The 22,402-nt window shown below is 45.8% G+C and carries 18 protein-coding genes and 1 other RNA gene; 18 read left to right on the top strand and 1 reads right to left on the bottom strand.

Annotated features, from left to right (window positions below):
• Window positions 1-57 precede the first annotated feature (57 nt).
• The 16 genes from rsmI to lpxC all read left to right on the top strand — a co-directional run bounded on the left by rsmI (window position 58) and on the right by lpxC (window position 18,258).
• Window positions 58-921, top strand: coding sequence for a 16S rRNA (cytidine(1402)-2'-O)-methyltransferase (rsmI, locus tag ZX61_RS01120; protein ID WP_049842890.1), 864 nt, complete (start codon window positions 58-60; stop codon window positions 919-921).
• A 227-nt stretch (window positions 922-1,148) separates the two neighbouring features.
• An RNA gene (gene rnpB, locus ZX61_RS01370) (RNase P RNA component class A) lies at window positions 1,149-1,579 on the top strand.
• 183 nt (window positions 1,580-1,762) lie between these two features.
• Window positions 1,763-2,713 (top strand): 16S rRNA (cytosine(1402)-N(4))-methyltransferase RsmH, encoded by a 951-nt coding sequence (gene rsmH, locus ZX61_RS01115; RefSeq protein ID WP_049842889.1) that lies wholly within the window; start codon window positions 1,763-1,765, stop codon window positions 2,711-2,713.
• Between the two features lie 4 nt (window positions 2,714-2,717).
• Window positions 2,718-3,035, top strand: coding sequence for a cell division protein FtsL (gene ftsL, locus ZX61_RS01110; protein ID WP_049842888.1), 318 nt, complete (start codon window positions 2,718-2,720; stop codon window positions 3,033-3,035).
• Entirely contained in the window at window positions 3,032-4,756 is a 1,725-nt protein-coding gene (locus tag ZX61_RS01105) for a penicillin-binding transpeptidase domain-containing protein (protein ID WP_049842887.1), read from the top strand. Before ftsL ends, ZX61_RS01105 begins: the two co-directional genes overlap by 4 nt.
• 11 nt (window positions 4,757-4,767) lie before the next feature.
• Window positions 4,768-6,252, top strand: a complete 1,485-nt coding sequence (murE, locus tag ZX61_RS01100) for a UDP-N-acetylmuramoyl-L-alanyl-D-glutamate--2,6-diaminopimelate ligase (protein ID WP_049842886.1) — start codon at window positions 4,768-4,770, stop codon at window positions 6,250-6,252.
• Window positions 6,249-7,607 carry a UDP-N-acetylmuramoyl-tripeptide--D-alanyl-D-alanine ligase gene (gene murF / locus ZX61_RS01095; protein ID WP_049842885.1) on the top strand — a complete coding sequence of 453 codons (1,359 nt, stop codon included), beginning with the start codon at window positions 6,249-6,251 and terminating at the stop codon, window positions 7,605-7,607. The genes murE and murF overlap by 4 nt, the downstream gene beginning before the upstream one ends.
• Window positions 7,604-8,686 (top strand): phospho-N-acetylmuramoyl-pentapeptide-transferase, encoded by a 1,083-nt coding sequence (mraY, locus tag ZX61_RS01090; RefSeq protein ID WP_049842884.1) that lies wholly within the window; start codon window positions 7,604-7,606, stop codon window positions 8,684-8,686. The genes murF and mraY overlap by 4 nt, the downstream gene beginning before the upstream one ends.
• A gap of 13 nt (window positions 8,687-8,699) precedes the next feature.
• Window positions 8,700-10,022: a UDP-N-acetylmuramoyl-L-alanine--D-glutamate ligase gene (gene murD / locus ZX61_RS01085; protein ID WP_082173336.1), complete on the top strand. Its 1,323-nt coding sequence runs from the start codon at window positions 8,700-8,702 to the stop codon at window positions 10,020-10,022.
• Between the two features lie 14 nt (window positions 10,023-10,036).
• Complete coding sequence (gene ftsW, locus ZX61_RS01080; RefSeq protein WP_049842883.1) at window positions 10,037-11,233, top strand: cell division protein FtsW; 1,197 nt, start codon at window positions 10,037-10,039, stop codon at window positions 11,231-11,233.
• Window positions 11,220-12,281, top strand: a complete 1,062-nt coding sequence (murG, locus tag ZX61_RS01075) for an undecaprenyldiphospho-muramoylpentapeptide beta-N-acetylglucosaminyltransferase (protein WP_049842882.1) — start codon at window positions 11,220-11,222, stop codon at window positions 12,279-12,281. The genes ftsW and murG overlap by 14 nt, the downstream gene beginning before the upstream one ends.
• An 11-nt stretch (window positions 12,282-12,292) precedes the next feature.
• Window positions 12,293-13,753 carry a UDP-N-acetylmuramate--L-alanine ligase gene (gene murC, locus ZX61_RS01070; RefSeq protein WP_049842881.1) on the top strand — a complete coding sequence of 487 codons (1,461 nt, stop codon included), beginning with the start codon at window positions 12,293-12,295 and terminating at the stop codon, window positions 13,751-13,753.
• 228 nt (window positions 13,754-13,981) lie between these two features.
• Window positions 13,982-14,722: a cell division protein FtsQ/DivIB gene (locus tag ZX61_RS01065; RefSeq protein WP_200904204.1), complete on the top strand. Its 741-nt coding sequence runs from the start codon at window positions 13,982-13,984 to the stop codon at window positions 14,720-14,722.
• On the top strand, window positions 14,715-15,977 hold the full coding sequence (gene ftsA / locus ZX61_RS01060; protein ID WP_049842879.1) for a cell division protein FtsA: 1,263 nt from the start codon (window positions 14,715-14,717) through the stop codon (window positions 15,975-15,977). Before ZX61_RS01065 ends, ftsA begins: the two co-directional genes overlap by 8 nt.
• A 30-nt stretch (window positions 15,978-16,007) precedes the next feature.
• Complete coding sequence (gene ftsZ, locus ZX61_RS01055) at window positions 16,008-17,243, top strand: cell division protein FtsZ (RefSeq protein ID WP_004744949.1); 1,236 nt, start codon at window positions 16,008-16,010, stop codon at window positions 17,241-17,243.
• A 97-nt stretch (window positions 17,244-17,340) separates the two neighbouring features.
• Window positions 17,341-18,258, top strand: coding sequence for a UDP-3-O-acyl-N-acetylglucosamine deacetylase (lpxC, locus tag ZX61_RS01050; protein WP_049842878.1), 918 nt, complete (start codon window positions 17,341-17,343; stop codon window positions 18,256-18,258).
• Between the two features lie 92 nt (window positions 18,259-18,350).
• Here the strand turns inward: lpxC and ZX61_RS01045 are convergent, their stop codons facing one another.
• A complete protein-coding gene (locus tag ZX61_RS01045; protein ID WP_049842877.1) occupies window positions 18,351-18,809 on the bottom strand; it encodes a DUF721 domain-containing protein in 459 nt (152 codons plus the stop codon).
• 320 nt (window positions 18,810-19,129) lie between these two features.
• Here ZX61_RS01045 and secA point away from each other — a divergent pair, with 320 nt between their 5' ends.
• Together secA and mutT are read left to right on the top strand one after the other, a co-directional pair.
• A complete protein-coding gene (gene secA, locus ZX61_RS01040; RefSeq protein WP_049842876.1) occupies window positions 19,130-21,859 on the top strand; it encodes a preprotein translocase subunit SecA in 2,730 nt (909 codons plus the stop codon).
• Between the two features lie 125 nt (window positions 21,860-21,984).
• Window positions 21,985-22,383: an 8-oxo-dGTP diphosphatase MutT gene (mutT, locus tag ZX61_RS01035; RefSeq protein WP_049842875.1), complete on the top strand. Its 399-nt coding sequence runs from the start codon at window positions 21,985-21,987 to the stop codon at window positions 22,381-22,383.
• Window positions 22,384-22,402: the final 19 nt, after the last annotated feature.

Below are 22,402 nucleotides of genomic sequence, written 5' to 3'. Positions count from 1 at the left end.
CTTTTTAATTCCGTATAAGATTGTGTCTATATTAATCGTTGAAGTGATGGTAAACAAATGACAGATAACAAAACCTTACCAACTGAGGTTCCAACTCTCTATATCGTGCCTACGCCAATTGGCAATTTAGGTGATATTACTCAACGAGCGATCGAAGTTTTATCCAATGTTGACCTCGTGGCTGCTGAAGATACGCGCCACACTGGTAAGTTATTGTCTCACTTCAGTATCCAAACTAAAACTTTTGCTCTTCATGATCATAACGAACAGCAAAAAGCGCAAGTGTTAGTCGATAAATTACTGGCTGGGCACTCAATTGCGTTAGTTTCTGATGCTGGTACCCCATTAATTAGTGATCCAGGTTACCATCTTGTGACGCAATGTCGTCAGGCGGGAGTCAAAGTTGTCCCACTTCCTGGCGCTTGTGCGGTTATTACTGCACTCAGTGCGTCAGGTTTGCCATCTGATCGCTTTAGCTTCGAGGGGTTCCTTCCAGCTAAGAGTAAAGGGCGCAAAGACAAATTCTTAGAAATTGCCAAAGTTGAGCGTACTTGTGTGTTTTATGAATCACCGCACCGCATCTTAGACTCTCTTGACGATATGCTTGAAATCTTGGGCCCAGACAGAGAAGTAGTATTAGCTCGGGAGCTGACTAAAACCTTCGAAACCATCCAGGGTATGCCACTAGGTGAATTGGTTGAATGGGTCAAGTCGGACTCTAACCAGCAGCGTGGTGAAATGGCACTGCTGATCCATGGCTACCGCTCATCAGAAGATGACTCTATTCCAGAAGAGGTCAAGCGTACAGTGACCATTTTGACCAAAGAGCTGCCATTAAAGAAAGCAGCAGCGATGGCGGCGGAAATTTACAACCTGAAAAAGAATGCACTCTATAAGTGGGGTTTAGAGAATTTGGACTAACAATCGAGAAATTAGAGTCGAGAATCGAGAAGATGTATTCTTGGCTCTAATATCTACTTCTCAACTCTCGAAGGACGAAGTCTGTTTCAGATTCTCGCAGGGTGAAGCCCGAACATGCTCTCCATAGCGCACCGTTCTGACTATTCCTTAACCGCTTAATCGTTCATTTTCAGCAATTATGTGATCTCGCTAGACACTTCTCTCTGAACTCTATACAATCCGCCCTCGGAGTCGACTGGGTAGTCGCTGCTTTGTTGATGTCCTTCGGGAGACTGACGTTGAGGTCCTTTTAGGAGACTGACGTTGACGTCCTTCGGGAGACTGACAAAGGGGAGGAAAGTCCGGGCTTCATAGAGCAAGGTGCCAGGTAACGCCTGGGGGGCGCAAGCCCACGACAAGTGCAGCAGAGAGAAGACCGCCGATGGCCCGTAAGGGAACAGGTAAGGGTGAAAGGGTGCGGTAAGAGCGCACCGGACGGCTAGTAATAGTTCGTAGCAGGGTAAACTCCACCTGAAGCAAGACCAAATAGGCCTCCACATTGCGTTGCTCGCGTAAGGAGGCGGGTAGGTTGCTCGAGCCAGTGAGTGATTGCTGGCCTAGACGAATGGCTACCGCCGCGCAAGCGGAACAGAACCCGGCTTATGTGTCGGCTCCACCTATTCGAGACCCATCGTAACTTTGTTATGATGGGTTTTTTGCTTTTTATTGACCAAATTTATTTTCGAACCATTAAACTTAGCGCAAAATCACGTGTTCTCACTCGCTAGTGGTGGCGATAAGCCATTAAATCAGTACACTGGAGAGTCTGAATTCGTCAATGCGTCAGCCACATGAGATAACTATGACCGAATCCTTTAAACACATATCTGTACTTCTTCATGAATCGATCGAGGGCTTAGCGATTAAACCCGACGGTATATACATTGACGGTACATTCGGTCGCGGTGGTCACAGCCGTACAATTCTGTCAAAGCTCGGTGAAAATGGTCGCTTATATAGTATTGACCGTGACCCTCAAGCAATCGCTGAGGCAAGTAAAATTGACGACCCACGTTTTACTATCATCCATGGACCTTTTTCAGGCATGGCTGAATATGCCGCTGACTACGATCTTATCGGTAAGGTTGACGGTGTTTTACTCGATCTTGGAGTCTCTTCTCCACAGTTGGATGATGCAGAACGCGGCTTTAGTTTTATGAAAGATGGCCCACTTGATATGCGCATGGACCCCACGTCAGGAATACCAGTCTCTCAATGGCTAATGGAAGCAGACCTAGACGATATTACTTGGGTTATTCGAGAGTTTGGTGAGGATAAACATGCCCGTCGTATCGCTAAAGCGATAGTAGCTTACCGCGAAAACGAAGATAATGAACCTCTAACACGCACTGGCCAACTGGCAAAATTGATCTCTGAGGCAGCGCCAAAGAGTTTTAAAGAGAAAAAGCATCCAGCTACGCGTGCTTTCCAAGCGTTTCGTATTTACATCAATAGTGAACTAGAAGAGATCGACACGGCGCTAAAAGGGGCTGCTAGTATTTTGGCTCCTCAAGGACGTTTATCGGTGATCAGCTTTCACTCCTTAGAAGACCGAATGGTGAAGCGCTTTATTCGTAAAGAGAGCAAAGGACCAGAGGTTCCTCATGGCATTCCAATGACGGAAGATCAAATTAAAGCGCTAGGCAGTGCCAACCTTAAGCCTGTTGGTAAAGCGATCAAGCCTTCTAAACAAGAAGTCGAAGAAAATGCTCGCTCACGCAGCTCTGTGCTTCGCTTAGCAGAAAAACTATAACCCTATGAGTAAGTCTGCTCCAAATCTTGCCAAGGTGATTGCACTCGACCTTTTAAGTATTGGCCGAGTACCGCTAATTCTACTGGTACTGATTTTTAGTAGCGCGATGGGAGTGGTTTTTATTACTCATCACACACGTCAGGCAATTACCGAAAAAGACCAGGCACTTGTTGAGCGTGAACGATTGGACAATGAATGGCGTAACTTACTTATCGAAGAAACAGCATTGGCCGAGCATAGCCGTGTGCAAGCTGTGGCTAAGAAAGATCTAGAGATGAAGCGCCCAGATTCAGACAAAGAAGTCATCATCAACCTGCCATGAGCAAAAAAGTTAAACCTGTAGAGTCTAAAACTGAACACAAGCCAGCGACTTTGATTCGTTGGCGTTTCTACTTAGTGCTGTTTTTTGTCTTTTGTGCTTTTGCTGCACTTGTAGGCCGTATTGCATACATCCAAATTGTTGAGCCAGACAACCTAATTAAGCAGGGAGATTTACGCTCCATTCGAGCGAAAACCCTTCACTCTGCACGCGGCATTATTTCTGATCGAAATGGTGAGCCTTTGGCCGTGAGTGTGCCTGTTGAGGCTGTGTGGGCAGACCCTGTAGCGATCTTTAAAGCAGGTGGGTTGGTCGAATTAGATCGTTGGCACGCACTTGCGGATGTGCTTGGTTTAAAACGCCAAGGATTAATCGACAAAATTAATCGGAATAAGAGCAAACGATTTATCTATTTGCAACGTCAAGTTAGCCCGGCAATGGCGCATTATATTCGTGAGTTAAAGCTATCTGGTGTTGGTCTGAAAGCTGAATCAAGGCGTTACTATCCAGCAGGAGAAGTTAGTGCTCACTTAGTGGGAGTGACAGGAATAGATGGTCATGGCTTAGAAGGGGTTGAGCGCAGTTACGATAAGTGGCTCACTGGTGAAGCGGGTAAGCGTATTATCCGCAAAGATCGTTATGGTCGTGTAGTTGAAAACATCTCTCTTGAAGAGCGAGAAGAAGGTAAGCCATTAGAACTGACCATAGATCAGCGAATTCAGGCGATCGCTTACCGTGCGATCAAACAGGCGGTGGCAGATTACCGTGCTACTTCTGGTTCCGCGGTTATCCTTGATGTGAAAACTGGTGCGGTATTGGCAATGGTTAATGCGCCATCGTATAACCCAAACAACCGTGCCGATCTGCAATCAGCCAAAATGCGAAATCGAGTGATTACCGATGCTTTTGAACCTGGCTCAACAGTGAAGCCTTTTGTTGTTTTAGCTGCATTAGAAAATGGTATCGCAGACGATGATACGATTATAGATACTGGCAACGGTATTATGCAGATTGGCGGTAGTCGCGTGCGTGATACATCGAAAGTAGGCAAGGCTGACTTAACCACCATATTGAAAAAATCGAGTAACATTGGTGTCGCGACACTTGCTCTAGATATGCCACTTGAAGCCCTACTAGGCATGTACAGTTCAGTTGGCTTCGGGGAAGTGTCTGGGTTGAACCTTGTAGGTGAAACGCAAGGTATTTTCCCTAATCGACGTCGTTGGTCGAAATTTGAAATAGCGACACTTTCATTTGGTTATGGACTCACCATTACTCCTCTTCAGCTTGCCCATGCTTATGCTACTTTAGGTAATTTGGGTGAGTATCAACCGATCCATATTATCGAAAACAACCAGCAAGATTTATCAAAGCAGGTCATAGGTCACGACAACGCGCAAAAAGTGTTGGATATGCTTGAGACGGTCACCCAACCAGGCGGCACGGCGACTAAGGCTGCGGTACCTGGTTATCGTGTCGCTGCTAAAACGGGCACTTCACGTAAAGCGATTGCGGGTGGCTATGGTGACGAGTACTTCGCCTATACTGCTGGAGTTGCACCAGCTAGTGATCCTAGAGTCGCACTTGTGGTGGTGGTTAATGAGCCGCAGGGGGATAACTATTATGGTGGTTCAGTGGCAGGACCTGTGTTTGCCGAAATTTTGAAGGGCACGTTGCAAATTCTCAACGTTGCACCTGATGAAAACAGATTTAAACAAGATTAAGTGAGTTTACTATGTCGAAGGAGCTGACCTTAGCGCTATTGCTTGCACCTTGGTTAGATATCTCTAGCCATGATAAAGCGAATGTAGTGATACAGAACCTTGAACTGGATAGCCGGAATGTTTCGAAAGGCACAACTTTTGTCGCGGTAAAGGGCCACGTAGTGGATGGGCGACGCTTTATTCCCACAGCTATCGAGCAAGGCGCAAACGCGGTCATCGCCCAAGCGTGCGATGTTCATCCGCACGGTAAGATTGAACTTATTGGCGCGATACCGGTGATCTACTTGGTGGATTTAGGTCGTCATCTCTCCGATCTTGCGCAACGACTTTACCCTTTAAAGCATAATAAGCTGATTGGTGTAACGGGCACGAATGGTAAAACAACCATTACTCAGTTAATCGCTCAGTGGCTTGAGCTTGTCGAGCACAAAGCAGCAGTGATGGGCACCACAGGCAATGGTTTTTTAAACGATCTACAAGTTGCAAAAAATACCACAGGTAGCGCGATTGAAATTCTGCAAACCTTGCATTCATTAGAGCAGCAGGGGGCTGACTATACCGCGCTGGAAGTTTCTTCCCATGGTTTAGTTCAAGGGCGCGTCAAAGCTCTGGAGTTTGAAGTTGGAGCGTTCTCTAACTTAAGTCGTGATCACTTAGATTATCACGGTACGATGGATGAGTATGCAGAGGCGAAATTTTCTCTGTTTAGCCACCATATCTGTAAACAGGCGGTGATCAATATTGATGATCCTGTTGGTGCAGATTGGTTTGATCGCCTAGATTCCGCTATTGCTGTTAGCCTAAAACCTTGTGATCACCCGCGCGCGATGTGGGCCAAGCAAGTCAATTATTCTGAATCGGGTATCACGCTCAGTTTTGATGGTGTTTTCGGTGCTGGTTGCTTTACTGTTCCGTTAATCGGTGAGTTCAATGCCAACAACGTATTGCTCGCTATGGTGACGTTACTATGCTTGGGTATTGATAAACAGAAACTCATCGAAACGGCAAGTTCACTAACCCCGGTTCTTGGTCGTATGGAGCTGTTTTCTGCCCAAGGCAAGGCTAAAGTTGTGGTCGATTATGCTCACACGCCAGATGCACTTGAAAAAGCGCTTCAAGCCTTGCGTGTTCATTGCCAAGGCAAGCTTTGGACTATCTTCGGTTGTGGTGGAGACCGTGATAAGGGTAAACGTCCTATGATGGCGAGTATCGCTGAACAATTGGCAGATAAAGTTATCCTCACCGATGATAACCCACGTAGTGAATCTCCCGTCGCGATCGTCCAGGACATGCTTGCGGGAATGAAACAACCAAACCTAGCCGTTGTAGAACATAATCGTTTCGCTGCTTTGCAATTAGCGTTAGATAACAGCCGAGCGGAAGACATTATTCTTCTCGCTGGTAAGGGGCATGAAGATTACCAAGTGATGGCTGATCGGACGGTGCACTATTCGGATCGTGAATCTGCCATTGAACTTTTGGAGCAAGGCTTATGATTTCTCTGATGTTAAGTCAGCTTGCTGAAGCTCTAAATGCTGAACTGATTGGTAACGATATAGTGATCAGCTCGGTCTCGACTGATACACGTGCAATTGAAAAAGGCGCACTATTTGTCGCTTTGATCGGTGAGCGCTTTGATGCGCACAACTTTGTTTCCCAATCTGTTGAGTCTGGCGCAGGCGCTTTGCTAGTCAGTCGCCCAGTAGAAGCCGATGTTCCTCAACTGTTGGTTAAAGATACTAAGATTGCGTTAGGTCAGTTAGGCGCTTTGGTTCATCAAACCTGCCTTACTCCGACTGTTGCGATTACCGGTAGTTGTGGCAAAACCACAGTGAAAGAGATGGTTGCCAGCATTATGGAACAAGAAGGGCGCGTTCTTTTTACTGCTGGAAACTTCAACAATGATATTGGCGTTCCTTTGACTCTGCTGCGCTCAACACCTGAAGATGATTTTGCCGTGATCGAGATGGGCGCCAACCATATTGGTGAAATTGCTTATACCACGCAACTTGTTCAACCTGATGTCGCGCTGGTCAACAACGTGGCTGCTGCGCACCTTGAGGGTTTTGGATCTATAGATGGAGTAAAGCAAGCCAAAGGTGAGATATACCAAGGTTTAAAAGCGGGGGCGGTAGCGATCGTCAACCTTGACAGCAATGGTGGTGATAATTGGCAGGCGGTGCTGGCAGACAAAGCAGTGAAGACTTTCTCGCTTAATGATGCCTCAGCAGACTATTTTGCCCAGAACATTTCACTCAATGAGATTAGCGAAGCGCAATTTACTCTTGTAACACCGCTTGGCAGTATCGATGTCAAGCTCGGCATTATAGGTCAGCACAATGTTTCCAATGCTTTAGCGGCAACAGCGCTTGCACTGGAGCTTGGCGCATCACTTGAGATGGTGAAAACGGGTTTGGCTCAACTCGGCAAAGTAAAAGGTCGTGTTGAGCTGGTCGAGCTTAGTTCCAATATTAAGCTAATCGATGACAGTTACAATGCAAGTGTACCTGCTATGAAAGCGGCTGCTGATCTCTTGTCTGGTTTTAGTGGTGAACGTTGGCTAATTTTGGGCAATATGGCCGAGTTAGGTAACGAAAGTCTTGCACTTCACCGTCAAGTCGGGGAACATGCTGCCCCATTCAAATTTGAACACGTGCTCACTTTTGGTGCTGACGCAAAAGCGATCAGTGAAGAGTGTGGTGGTATTCACTTCGAAGATCACCAAAGCATGATTGATTATATAAAACAGCAGATTGAACAGCATCAACAACCGCAAACACTGTTAGTCAAAGGGGCAAACAGTGCCGGAATGAGTAAAATCGCTGCTGCTGTCAAGGAGATGTATACATGATTATTTGGCTCGCCGAGCTGCTACAGCCATATTTTTCATTCTTCCGATTATTCGAATACCTATCGTTTCGTGCGATTGTCAGCGTTTTAACCGCATTAGGCATCTCGCTGTGGATGGGGCCGATTATGATCCGACGTTTGCAATTGTTGCAGATTGGACAGGTTGTCCGTAATGAAGGCCCAGAGTCTCATTTTAGTAAACGTGGAACGCCAACAATGGGCGGAATCATGATTCTGACGGCGATAGTGACCACAGTATTACTTTGGACCGACCTATCTAATCCATATGTTTGGGCGGTGTTAGCCGTTCTTCTTGGCTATGGAGCAATTGGGTTTGTCGATGATTACCGTAAGGTGGTTCGTAAAAATACCGATGGTTTGATTGCACGCTGGAAATATTTCTGGCAATCGGCGATTGCCTTAGTGGTCGCATTTGCACTGTATGTATATGGTAACGATACCGCAGCGACTCAATTGGTGGTGCCTTTCTTTAAAGAGGTAATGCCTCAGCTTGGTCTGATGTATATCGTCCTTACCTATTTCGTTATCGTTGGTACTAGTAACGCGGTAAACTTAACTGATGGTCTTGATGGCTTAGCCATTATGCCGACAGTACTTGTTTCTGCAGGTTTTGCCGCGATTGCATGGGCGACGGGTAACGTTAATTTTGCTAACTACCTGCATATTCCGCACATACCTCAGGCGTCTGAATTGGTGGTTGTTTGTACCGCGATTGTCGGAGCAGGGCTAGGCTTCTTATGGTTTAATACTTATCCGGCTCAAGTGTTTATGGGTGATGTCGGTTCACTGGCTCTCGGTGGTGCGTTAGGCACAATTGCAGTATTAGTTCGTCAAGAGTTTGTGCTGGTCATCATGGGTGGCGTTTTTGTTATGGAAACCTTGTCTGTTATTCTTCAGGTCGGTTCATACAAATTGCGTGGTCAACGTATTTTCCGTATGGCACCAATCCACCATCACTACGAGCTAAAAGGCTGGCCAGAACCACGAGTAATTGTGCGTTTTTGGATCATCTCGATTGTTCTCGTTCTTATTGGTTTAGCGACTCTTAAAGTTCGATAAGGAAATCAGCATCATGACCATGGACCGCTGGCAAGGTATTGAGAATGTGGTGGTTGTAGGGCTCGGTATCACCGGGCTCTCTGTCGTTAAGCACTTGCAACAATTAGCTAAGACTCTTGAAATCCGAGTAATTGACACACGCGATAACCCTCCGGGTAGTGACCAATTGCCTCAAAATGTCGCGCTACACTCAGGGAGTTGGAATCAAGAATGGTTGATGTCCGCAGATTTAGTGGTGACAAACCCTGGCATAGCCCTTGCCCTGCCAGAGATACAACAGGTACTTGAAGCTAAGATTCCTGTAGTGGGCGATATCGAACTGTTTGCTTGGCAAGTCAATAAGCCTGTCATTGCGATAACAGGCTCTAATGGCAAGAGCACAGTTACCGACTGGACAGGTCAAGTAGCTAAAGCAGCAGGCTTAAAAGTGGGAGTTGGTGGAAATATTGGTGTTCCGGCATTAGACCTACTTCAGCAGCAGGCAGATCTCTATGTGTTAGAGCTGTCGAGCTTTCAGCTTGAAACCACCTCGTCATTAGCTCCGAAAGCAGCGGCCTTCCTCAATCTTTCTGAAGATCATATGGACCGTTACCAAGGAATGGAAGATTACCGACAAGCAAAATTGCGTATTTTCGATCATGCTCAATCTTGTATTGTTAATGCTGATGACCGCGAAACCTATCCTGTTCATGCGGCTAATTTGGCCGAGTTTAGCCTCAAACAGAAGACTCGCTATTCTGTCATTGTTCAAGATGATACTGAGTATCTTGCAATTGATGGTGTGCCGATTTGTGCAAGTGGTGAGTTATCGTTAGTAGGTCGTCATAATGTAGCCAATGCTTTAGTGGTATTGGCCCTGTTGACGGAAGCGGAGGTGGATGTCACCAAAGGACTCTCCGTACTTAAGTCTTACAGCGGTTTGACACACAGGTGCCAAGTGGTTGCAGATAATCAAGGGGTCAAGTGGGTCAATGACTCGAAAGCAACCAACGTTGCTAGTACCATAGCGGCGCTTGCAGGACTAGAGCTTGACGGAAAGCTTTACTTGCTTGTTGGTGGGGTCGGTAAAGGTGCTGACTTCTCTGAGCTTACTCCAATTTTGGAATCGCTCAATGTTCAGCTGTGCTGCTTTGGAGAGGATGGCGATCAATTTATGCCACTACATAGCAGCGCGAAACGTTTTGACACTATGCACGAAATCATCCAATGGCTTGCCACTCAAGTCTCTTCTGGTGATATGGTGCTATTGTCACCAGCTTGTGCGAGTTTTGATCAGTTCAATAATTTTATGGCCCGTGGCGACGCATTTACTGAGCTTGCAAAAGCCTACGCTTAAATAAACCGAGAAATATGCAAATTCGAAACGTTTTTGGCAATATTAAACGTTGGGTGACCACCGCATCACCTGAGGTTTTGTATGATCGTCAATTAGTATGGATTTCACTGGGTCTAATGCTAACAGGCTTGGTGATGGTAACATCTGCCTCGTTCCCAATCAGCTCACGCCTGACGGATCAGCCATTCCACTTTATGTTTCGCCATGCCATCTTCCTCGTATTAGCGCTTTCTACTTCGGCAGTGATATTACAAGTGCCAACTAAGCGGTGGGCGCAGTTCAGTACTTGGCTGTTGTTACTGTCGATATTCTTACTATTTGTTGTACTCGTCGCCGGGAAATCGGTCAATGGTGCATCGCGTTGGATTCCGCTCGGGCTGTTTAACTTACAGCCTGCCGAGGTGGCTAAGTTATCGCTGTTTATATTTATGTCTGGTTATCTTGTGCGTAAAAATGAAGAAGTCAGGTCGAGCTTCTTCGGTGGTTTTATCAAACCTATTATTGTCTTTGCCACCTTAGCCAGTTTACTGCTGTTGCAGCCAGACTTAGGTACTGTAGTCGTGATGCTGGTGACCCTATTTGGTATGCTGTTTATTGCTGGGGCCAAGCTGACTCAGTTTTTGGCGCTAATGGTGGTCGGTTTGCTCTCTGTTGCAACATTGATTTATATCGAACCCTACCGAATGCGCCGTGTAACTTCATTCCTAGACCCTTGGGAAGATCCTTTCGGCAGTGGTTATCAGTTGACTCAGTCTTTAATGGCATTTGGGCGCGGTGAGTGGTTTGGTCAAGGACTTGGTAACTCAATTCAAAAATTAGAGTACCTACCTGAAGCACATACCGATTTTGTTTTTGCTGTTCTTGCTGAAGAATTAGGCTATGTCGGTGTTGTTTTAGTTCTGATACTGATTTTTAGCTTGGTTCTTAAAGCGATTTTTATTGGCCGTAAAGCATTCGATCGCAACCAGTTGTTTGGCGGTTACCTAGCGTTCGGCATTGGAATCTGGTTCGCATTTCAAACGTTAGTCAATGTGGGGGCGGCCGCAGGAATGGTGCCGACCAAAGGCTTAACCTTACCTTTGATCAGTTATGGTGGTTCAAGTTTGATTATTATGGCGGTAGCGGTGTCGATACTATTACGCATTGATCATGAATGCCGCTTATCCAGTGCAGAAATACAACAAATTATAGATAGCGATGAAAAAGAATAAACGACTAATGGTGATGGCCGGTGGTACAGGTGGTCACGTATTTCCTGGTCTCGCGGTTGCCAAACAACTCCAATCCCAAGGCTGGGAGATTCGCTGGTTAGGTACTGCGGATCGTATGGAGGCTGATCTGGTTCCCAAACACGGAATAGAGATCGATTTTATCAAGGTAAAAGGTCTACGAGGTCAAGGCATTGCCCGCTTACTTAAAGCACCCTTTCAGATCTTAAATGCGATTATGCAAGCCAAAGCGCATATGAAGCGTTGGCAACCAGATGCGGTACTTGGCATGGGCGGCTACGTTAGTGGACCGGGTGGTGTTGCGGCGTGGCTATTGGGCATCCCTGTTGTACTGCATGAGCAAAATGCAGTGGCGGGTTTGACCAATCAGTGGCTATCCAAAATCGCCAAGAAAGTTTTTCAAGCATTCCCAGGGGCATTTCCTAAAGCAGAGGTTGTTGGCAACCCAGTGAGGGAAGATGTGGCTGCGATTAGTGAGCCAGAGCAACGTCTGGCAGAGCGTGATGGCAAAGTGCGTATTTTGGTCATGGGAGGCAGTCAAGGGGCACAAATACTTAATCGCACCTTACCTGACGTAATGGCCAAGCTAGGTGGTGAATATGAGATTCGTCATCAAGCGGGCAAAAATAACCATAACGAAGTTGCACAGGCATACCAAGTCAACAATGTGCAAAATGCAGATGTAACCGAGTTTATTGATGATGTTGCCAAGGCATATGACTGGGCTGATTTACTGGTTTGTCGCTCAGGGGCATTAACGGTTTCCGAAGTTTCAGCAGCAGGAGTGGGCGCAATCTTTGTTCCATTTATGCATAAAGACAGACAACAAGCTTTAAATGCTGATCACTTGGTAGAATGTGGTGCAGCAAAAATGATTGAGCAGCCAGAGCTGACGGTCGATAAGTTAGTGTCTGAAATTCAGGCATTAGATCGTAGCAATCTATTAGCGATGGCAAATAAAGCTCGCAAGGCTGCTAAGTTAGATGCAGATAAAGTGGTATCTGAAGCCATTGTTGCACTGACGAAATAACGAGAAGATTCATGACAATTCAACATACTCAAGATTTAGCTCAAATTCGCGCTATGGTGCCAGAAATGCGCCGCGTGAAGTGTATTCACTTTATTGGTATCGGTGGTGCTGGAATGAGTGGTATTGCAGAAGTACTACTTAACGAAGGCTATCAAATATCGGGTTCTGATATCGCTGAAAACCCTGTGACAGAGCGTTTAACTCAAAAAGGTGCCACGGTTTACATCGGTCACGCGCAAGAGAACGTTGCCAAGGCGAGTGTGGTAGTGGTTTCTACTGCAATCAATGAAGAAAACCCAGAAATTATCGCGGCGCGATCAGCCCGAATCCCCGTCGTTCGCCGTGCTGAAATGTTGGCAGAATTGATGCGATTCCGCCACGGTATTGCAGTGGCGGGAACACATGGTAAAACAACTACTACAGCGCTAGTCACGCAGATCTACTCTGAAGCAGGCCTTGATCCAACTTTTGTTAACGGTGGTTTGGTTAAGAGTGCGGGTACTAATGCGCGCTTAGGTTCTAGCCGTATATTGATTGCGGAAGCAGACGAGAGCGATGCATCCTTCTTACACCTTCAACCTATGGTGAGCATCGTAACTAATATCGAAGCGGATCATATGGACACTTATGGTGGGGATTTCGAGACCTTAAAGCAAACTTTCATCGATTTCTTACATAATCTACCGTTTTATGGTCAAGCGATTGTTTGCATTGACGATCCTGTTGTACGAGAACTCGTGCCAAAGATCAGTCGTCAAGTGATTACCTACGGCTTTGCAGAAGATGCTGATGTTCGCATCGATAACTATCGCCAAGAAGGACAGCAAGGTAAGTTCACGGTTATCCGTCAGGGCAAAGCAGACTTAGATATTACCTTGAATATTCCAGGTCGCCACAATGCTCTGAATGCCTCAGCAGCGATTGCCGTAGCAACAGAAGATGATATTGCAGATGAAGCGATTTTGAATGCAATGGCGGGCACTCAGGGGACTGGGCGTCGCTTTGATCATCTGGGTGAGTTTGATACAGGCAATGGCCAGGCAATGTTGGTTGATGACTACGGGCACCATCCAACAGAAGTCGATGTGACAATTCAAGCAGCACGCAATGGTTGGGAAGAGAAGCGCTTAGTGATGATCTTCCAGCCGCACCGATATAGTCGAACGCGCGATCTCTATGATGATTTCGCTAACGTACTAGAGCAAGTAGATGTTTTGATCATGTTAGATGTTTACTCTGCGGGTGAAAAGCCAATTGCGGGGGCTGACAGTCGCGCTCTATGTCGCACGATTCGTAGTCGTGGTAAGCTTGACCCGATTTTTGTCCCGGAAAGCAAGGCGTTACCTTCAGTTCTCGCCAATGTTTTACAAGACGGTGACTTAGTGCTCACTCAGGGGGCGGGTGATGTTGGTAAAGTGGCGAAACAGCTCGCGGCTTTTGAGTTAAATATCGATAAGATGGTGCAGGCATAGTTTAAAACATCGAATTTTGGGTATTTGCGTCACTTATTGAATTTTAAGTAGTGATTTATCACTTTCAGTGTTTGATACTTTCTTGGACGCCAGTATAATCCGAAGGTTAAAGTAAGTGCTTTTGCCTCTATTGTACGAATTGAGATAGGGAAAGAATAAGCGAGCTAATGGCAAGGACTATGGACTTTGATTAAAAGTGCTTTTAATGAAGGCCGTCGTTTAACCGCTATGCCACTGGTAAAAGAACATGTCGTTGGTGGCAGTTTCTTGCTAGTGGTCTTGTTGTTAATTGGCTCTCTCCTTTACTCCACGATCTCTTGGATGTGGGATGACCAACGTCTCCCCCTTTCGAAAATAGTGCTTCAGGGTGAATTACACTATGTCTCTGCTTTAGATGTTCAACGCGTATTTGCTCGCCTTGAACATGTTGGAACATTTATGTCTCAGGATGTGAATGTGTTGCAGAACATGGCGGAGTCGATCCCTTGGGTATCTCATGCCTCGATTCGTAAACAGTGGCCAGACACGGTTAAAGTTTTTCTTACCGAACATCATGCAGAAGCCATCTGGAACGGTAATGCATTGCTCAATGATTACGGTCAGGTTTTTGATGGTGATATTGGCAAGTTAGAAGAAGAACGGGTCAAGCTATATGGACCGAAAGGTACAAGTGAAGAAGTACTTCAGGTATGGCGCGACATTAGCCCTAGATTTGAGGCACTTAATCTAACGATCACATCGTTGGTTTTAAATGATCGTCGAGCGTGGCAAATCATCCTCGATAATGGTATTCGTTTAGAACTAGGCAAAGAGTCGTTGGAAGAGCGGATAGAACGCTTTATTTCGCTTTATAAGAATTTGGGTAGTGATACTCAGCGAGTGAGCTACATCGACCTCAGGTATGATACGGGAGCATCAATTGGATGGTTCCCAGAACAAGAGTTAGAACAAGAGACTACAGATGACTAAGACCGCTGATGACAACATTATTGTTGGTCTTGATATAGGCACTGCTACCGTATCGGCTCTCGTAGGCGAAGTATTGCCTGATGGTCAAATTAACATTATTGGCGCAGGCAGTAGCCCGTCTCGCGGGATGGACAAAGGTGGTGTTAACGACCTTGAATCGGTGGTTAAGTCGGTTCAGCGTGCTGTTGACCAAGCCGAATTGATGGCAGAGTGCCAAATTAGCAATGTATTTATTTCGCTGTCAGGGCGTCACATTGCCAGTCGTATAGAAAAAGGCATGGGAACTATCTCTGATGAAGAGGTTTCTCAAGAAGATATGGATCGTGCAATCCATACGGCAAAATCAATCAAAATTGGTGACGAACAACGCATTCTGCATGTAATTCCTCAAGAATTTACGATTGATTATCAAGAAGGGATTAAAAATCCGCTAGGTTTATCAGGAGTACGCATGGAAGTTAGCGTACACCTAATCTCTTGTCACAATGATATGGCGAGAAATATCATAAAAGCAGTCGAGCGATGTGGACTTAAAGTCGAGCATCTTGTTTATTCTGGTTTAGCAGCAAGTAATGCGGTTATCACAGAAGATGAGCGAGAACTGGGCGTATGTGTTGTCGATATTGGTGCTGGTACTATGGATGTTTCCATTTGGACTGGCGGCGCTTTACGCCATACAGAAGTGTTCTCGTACGCGGGTAATGCTGTGACAAGTGATATTGCTTTTGCTTTCGGTACACCAGTGAGTGATGCGGAAGAGATAAAAGTAAAATATGGCTGTGCTCTAAGTGAGTTAGTCAGCAAAGATGACACGGTTAACGTTCCTAGCGTTGGCGGGCGTCCATCACGCAGTTTGCAAAGACAGACTTTGTCTGAAGTGATTGAGCCTCGTTATACTGAGTTAATGGGACTGGTTAACCAAACTATCGATACAGTTCAAGAGAAGCTGCGCGAAGAAGGGATTAAACATCACCTAGCAGCAGGTGTGGTGCTCACAGGTGGAGCGGCACAGATTGAAGGGCTGGTCGAGTGTGCGGAACGTGTATTCCGCAACCAAGTAAGAGTCGGCAAACCTCTAGAGGTGAGCGGCTTAACAGATTATGTAAAAGAGCCGTATCATTCTACGGCAGTTGGTTTACTTCATTATGCGAGAGACAGTCAAATTAACGACGATACTGAGTACAACGAGCCGACGCGCTCGTCAGTAACGGGGTTGTTTGGTCGTTTGCGTAATTGGATACAAAAAGAGTTTTAACCTGAGCGGCAGGAAAAACGGAGATAACACATGTTTGAACCGATGATGGAAATGTCTGACGACGCAGTTATTAAGGTCGTTGGGGTTGGTGGCGGTGGCGGTAACGCCGTTGAACACATGGTACGTGAATCCATCGAAGGTGTTGAGTTCATTAGTATTAATACTGATGCTCAGGCGCTTCGTAAAACCAGTGTGAATAGTGTTATTCAGATTGGTGGTGATATGACCAAAGGTCTTGGAGCAGGTGCGAACCCTCAAGTAGGACGTGACGCAGCTCTCGAAGATCGCGATCGCATTAAAGAAGAGCTAAACGGTGCCGATATGGTATTTATCGCAGCTGGTATGGGCGGTGGTACTGGTACAGGAGCAGCTCCTGTTATTGCAGAAGTGGCAAAAGAGTTAGGTATCCTAACGGTTGCAGTAGTAACTAAGCCATTTAGCTTCGAAGGCAAAAAGCGTTTAGCTTTTGCTGAGCAAGGTATCGAAGAGCTTTCTAAGCACGTGGACTCGTTAATTACGATTCCTAACGAGAAGCTTCTTAAGGTACTTGGCCGTGGTATTACACTACTTGAAGCCTTTGCTAGCGCGAACGATGTATTAAAGAATGCAGTACAAGGTATTGCAGAACTGATTACTCGTCCAGGCATGATTAACGTCGACTTTGCTGACGTAAGAACAGTGATGTCAGAAATGGGTCATGCCATGATGGGTAGCGGTGTTGCTAAAGGCGAAGATCGTGCTGAAGAAGCGGCAGAAATGGCAATTTCTAGCCCACTTCTAGAAGATATCGATCTTGCTGGAGCACGCGGTGTGCTAGTTAACATCACGGCGGGTCTAGATATGCGTCTAGATGAATTCGAAACCGTGGGTAACACAGTAAAAGCGTTTGCTTCAGATAACGCAACCGTTGTAATCGGTACTTCATTAGATCCTGATATGGCTGATGAAATCCGTGTGACAGTTGTTGCGACTGGTATTGGTAACGAGAAGAAACCTGATATTACTTTAGTTGCGGGTGGCAAAGCGAAAGTCGCTCCTGTTGCTCAACCGCAGACTCAGCCACAAACAGCGCCTGCTCAGCAGACTGTCAATAAAGTGGAAGAAAAAGCGGCACCAACTTTGCAAGAAAAACCTCAGGTAACTCCTCAGCCAACGACATCAACACCGTCTGGTTCAGGTGCGGGGCAAAGTGCAGCAGCGCCTAAGGCAGATAAAGAAAGCGGCTATCTTGATATCCCTGCGTTCTTACGTCGTCAAGCTGACTAAAATAACTACAATTTGACACTGTTCAATTTTGTGGTAGCATGCACGGTCAATGTCACCATTGACCGTGATTTGTAGCATTTTTACTGAGGCAAAGTAGATGATCAGACAACGTACTCTGAAAGAAATAGTGAAAACAACTGGTGTGGGTCTCCACTCTGGTCGTAAAGTCACGCTTACTCTGCGCCCTGCTGCTGCAAATACTGGCATCGTTTATCGCCGTACTGATGTGAATCCTCCTGTAGATTTTCCTGCGGATCCTGCGTCCGTTCGCGATACAATGCTATGTACAGCACTGGTTAATGACGAAGGTGTACGTATCTCTACTGTTGAGCACTTAAACGCAGCTCTAGCGGGAATGGGTATCGATAACATCATCGTTGAAGTTGATGCTCCAGAGATTCCAATCATGGATGGCAGTGCTAGCCCATTCGTGTTCCTGCTCCAACAAGCAGGTATTGAAGAGCAAAATACACCAAAACGTTTTATCCGCATCAAAAAGCCAGTACGCTTTGAAGATGACGATAAGTGGGCTGAATTCGTGCCATTCAACGGTTTCCGTATGGACTTCGAAATCGAGTTCAACCACCCAGCCATTGAATCTGACGAGCAGCACCTACTGTTTGATTTCTCATCGCAAGGCTTTGTCAAAGATATCTCTCGTGCACGTACTTTTGGTTTCATGCGCGATATTGAGTACTTACAGTCGCAAAACCTATGTTTAGGTGGTAGCTTTGATTGTGCCATCGTATTAGACGAATATCGTATTCTTAACGAAGAAGGTCTGCGCTTTGACAATGAGTTTGTTACTCACAAAGTGTTGGATGCTATTGGTGACCTTTATATGTGCGGCCACCCAATCATTGGTGAGTTCCGCGCGTTTAAATCTGGTCACGGTTTGAATAACCAATTACTTCGTTCAGTGCTTGCAGATCAAGAAGCATGGGAATGGGTAACTTTCGAAGAAGAAGCGACATCACCAGTTGCATTTGCAGAACCAAACGTGGTTATGGCATAACAAGATTGATTAGAAAAAGCCGGACGAGAGTCTGGCTTTTTTGTTTTATGCCCCATCCTAAATAAGCTTTAGGCTTTGTTTGCCTGTCTCGGCTAACTTTGATCTTTTTTCGCCAGTTTTGCCAAGCTCTCTAATCTCGCTTTGACTTTAGGCGATGCACCTGTGGCGATCATTTCTAGATACTGCGCCGCTGTACCGGATATTGGATCACGAGGTTTTGGTTTATCTTCGCTACGGTTCTTACTTCGATACAGTTCAGGGTTGATCTGGACACTCACCGCAATCAAGCGGGCAAATCCTTTTGATCGTAGCTGATTCAAGATACTCAACCGTTCGTAATCAATTTTCATTTTGATCCCGGCACTTGCGACTTCTAGGATCAGTTGATTATCGCGAATGTTTGCCACCCGGCAATGATCTTCCGTTCCTCTAGGCAGGATCGATTTTAGCTCTCGATTGATCAATATGATCTCTTGAGCGTGTTGTTGCAGTTGGGATAGTCGTGAATCAGCAATTATCTCATCCCCTAAAGTCGGGCGGTGGTCTCTCATGTTGAGCCTCTAATCAAGTCGACAATTCTATTTTAGTCAATGGGCTAGAACGAAGATAGAGCTTAAGACGAATAAACTTCAATCATATAACGATAAAAAATAAAGAATGCTTCAAACAAATCACCTTGTTATTGGTTGTGAGAGGCAAAATCCCATAAACTATCCGCCACTTATAGTGATATAAGCCTTGAAATCTATAGTTGTCATCACAATATCTGAGGAAAGTGATTTATCTCAGTATTCTTAGTTCAAAACTGTTAGAGACTGAAGGCATTAAAAGTAGATCGGGCCCGATCTGAATAAAGAGAGATTCATAGCAAATGATAACTAAGCTACTGACAAAGGTGATTGGCAGTCGCAATGATCGAACACTGCGCAGCCTGAGAAAAATTGTAAAAGAGATTAATAATTACGAACCAGCGTTTGAAGCACTTTCTGATGAAGAGCTAAAAGCAAAAACCGTTGAGTTCCGTCAGCGTTTAGAGCAGGGTGAAACTCTAGATAAACTACTACCAGAAGCATTCGCCACAGTACGTGAAGCGTCTAAGCGTGTATATGGTATGCGCCACTTCGACGTACAGCTTATCGGTGGTATGGTACTAAACGCAGGCCAAATTGCAGAAATGCGTACCGGTGAAGGTAAAACGCTAACGGCTACGCTACCAGCCTATCTCAACGCGCTACCAGGAAAGGGCGTACACATTGTTACCGTCAACGATTACCTAGCTAAGCGTGACGCAGAAACTAACCGACCTCTATTCGAATTCTTAGGCATGACGGTTGGTATCAACGTGCCAAACATGCCGCCTCAAGAGAAAAAAGAAGCTTACCTAGCGGATATTCTTTACGGTACGAACAACGAGTTTGGTTTCGACTATCTTCGTGACAATATGGCTTTCCGCGCTGAAGACCGTGTGCAACGTGAGCGTTTCTTTGCTGTGGTCGATGAGGTCGACTCGATTCTTATTGATGAGGCACGTACACCACTGATTATCTCTGGTCCTGCTGAAGATAGTTCAGAGCTTTACATTCGTATCAATACTCTGATTCCTCATCTACAACAACAAGATCAAGAAGATTCAGAAGAATACCGTGGTGATGGTCACTACACGGTTGACGAAAAATCGAAGCAAGTTCATCTGACCGAAACAGGTCAAGAATTTGTTGAAGAATTGATGATCAAGAATGGCCTGATGGAAGAGGGCGATACGCTTTACTCTCCAACTAATATCAGCTTATTGCACCACGTGAACGCAGCGCTTCGTGCCCATGTATTGTTCGAAAAGAACGTTGACTACATCGTTAACGAAGACGGTGAAGTGGTTATCGTTGACGAACACACAGGACGTACTATGCCTGGTCGTCGTTGGTCTGAAGGTTTACACCAAGCGGTGGAAGCCAAAGAAGGCGTTAAGATCCAGAACGAGAATCAGACTCTGGCTTCTATCACCTTCCAGAACTTCTTCCGTTTATACGAAAAACTGTCAGGTATGACAGGTACTGCGGATACCGAAGCGTTCGAGTTCCAATCGATCTACGGTCTAGAAACGGTGGTTATTCCAACCAACAAGCCAATGGTTCGCAACGATATGCCTGATGTGGTTTATCGTACCGAAGCTGACAAGTTCAATGCGATCATTGAGGATATTAAAGAACGCGTTGCACAAGGTCAGCCCTCTCTAGTGGGAACTGTGTCTATCGAAAAGTCAGAGCTTCTGTCTAATGCGCTGAAGAAAGCGAAGATTAAGCACAACGTTCTGAACGCAAAATTCCACGAGAAAGAAGCCGAAATTGTTGCTGAAGCAGGTACTCCTGGCGCTGTAACGATTGCAACCAACATGGCTGGTCGTGGTACTGATATCGTATTGGGGGGTAGCTGGCAGGCTCAAGTTGACAAGCTCGAAAGCCCAACGCAAGAGCAGATCGATAAGATTAAAGCTGATTGGAAAGTGATTCATGACCAAGTACTAGAAGCAGGTGGTCTGCACATTATTGGTACAGAGCGCCATGAATCTCGCCGTATCGACAACCAGCTGCGTGGTCGTTCTGGTCGTCAAGGTGATGCAGGTTCATCTCGCTTCTACTTATCAATGGAAGATTCTCTGCTGCGTATCTTCACTTCTGACCGTATGGCAAGCTTAATTCAAAGCGGTATGGATGAAGGTGAAGCGATCGAATCTAAGATGCTATCTCGTTCTATCGAAAAAGCGCAACGTAAAGTTGAAGGCCGTAACTTCGATATTCGTAAACAGCTACTTGAATACGATGATGTTGCCAACGACCAACGTAAGGTTGTTTACGAACTTCGCGACGAGTTGATGGTTGTTGACGATATCAGCGAGATGATCGAACAGAACCGTCAAGACGTGCTAACAGCGGTGATCGATGAATACATCCCACCACAATCTCTTGAAGATATGTGGGATGTCGAAGGCCTACAGGATCGCCTTAAAAATGACTTTGATCTTGATGCGCCAGTGAAGCAGTGGCTCGAAGAGGATGACAAACTTTACGAAGAAGCACTTCGTGAGAAGATTATCGAAACGGCTATCACGGTTTACAAGCAGAAGGAAGAAGTCGTTGGTGAGCAAGTGCTGCGCAACTTCGAGAAATCAGTGATGCTACAAACGCTAGATACGTTATGGAAAGAACACCTAGCAGCTATGGATCACCTTCGCCAAGGTATTCACCTTCGTGGTTACGCACAGAAAAACCCGAAACAAGAGTACAAGCGTGAGTCGTTTGAGCTATTTGAAGGACTGCTAGACGCACTGAAGTCAGATGTGATTACCATTCTGTCTAAAGTTCGCGTTCAGCAACAAGAAGAAGTTGAGCGCATGGAAGAGCAGCGTCGTGCTCAAGCTGAGGAAGCGGCTCGCCATGCTCAAGCCCAGCATGCATCAGCGCAAAGCCAGCTTTCGGATGGTGAAGAAGAAGACGAAGGCGCTCACCAACCAATGGTCCGTGAAGAGCGTAAAGTAGGCCGTAATGAGCCTTGCCCATGTGGTAGTGGTAAAAAGTACAAGCAATGCCACGGCAAAATCGGTTGATGCTTTGCCTCAAACAAGTATTAATTTTAGAGTCGCTTAGGCGGCTCTTTTTTTATCTAATGGTTATCTTAATAATCGTCAGCCACAATGCAGGGCATGACAATGGAAAGTAAATAGGAAGTCTGATGAAACGAATTCATATCGTAGCGGGAATTATCTTCAACCGAGATAAATCGCAGGTGTTTATTACCAAGCGCCCAGATGATAAGCATAAAGGTGGTTTTTGGGAGTTTCCTGGCGGCAAAGTAGAACAGGGTGAAAGCATCGAGCAAGCTATGGTTCGCGAGCTTGAAGAAGAAGTTGGAATTACAACCACTGAACAAGCGTTATTTGAACATATTGAATTTGATTATCCTGACAAGTCTTTAAAGTTTGATTTTATTACCGTTACTGAATTTAGCGGCCAACCTTATGGAAAAGAGGGGCAGCAAGGCGAGTGGGTTGATATCAGCGACCTTGGCAAATATACATTCCCAGAGGCTAATGTGCCGATCTTAGAGCGTGTGCTAAAAGAGTTTTCTTAAACCCGTCAAAGCCCCCCTA

The sequence above is a fragment of the Vibrio sp. VPAP30 genome, from assembly GCF_001188205.1.
GTDB classification, from domain to species: Bacteria; Pseudomonadota; Gammaproteobacteria; order Enterobacterales; family Vibrionaceae; genus Vibrio; species Vibrio bivalvicida.
This window is presented reverse-complemented; position numbering and strand designations above follow the sequence as displayed.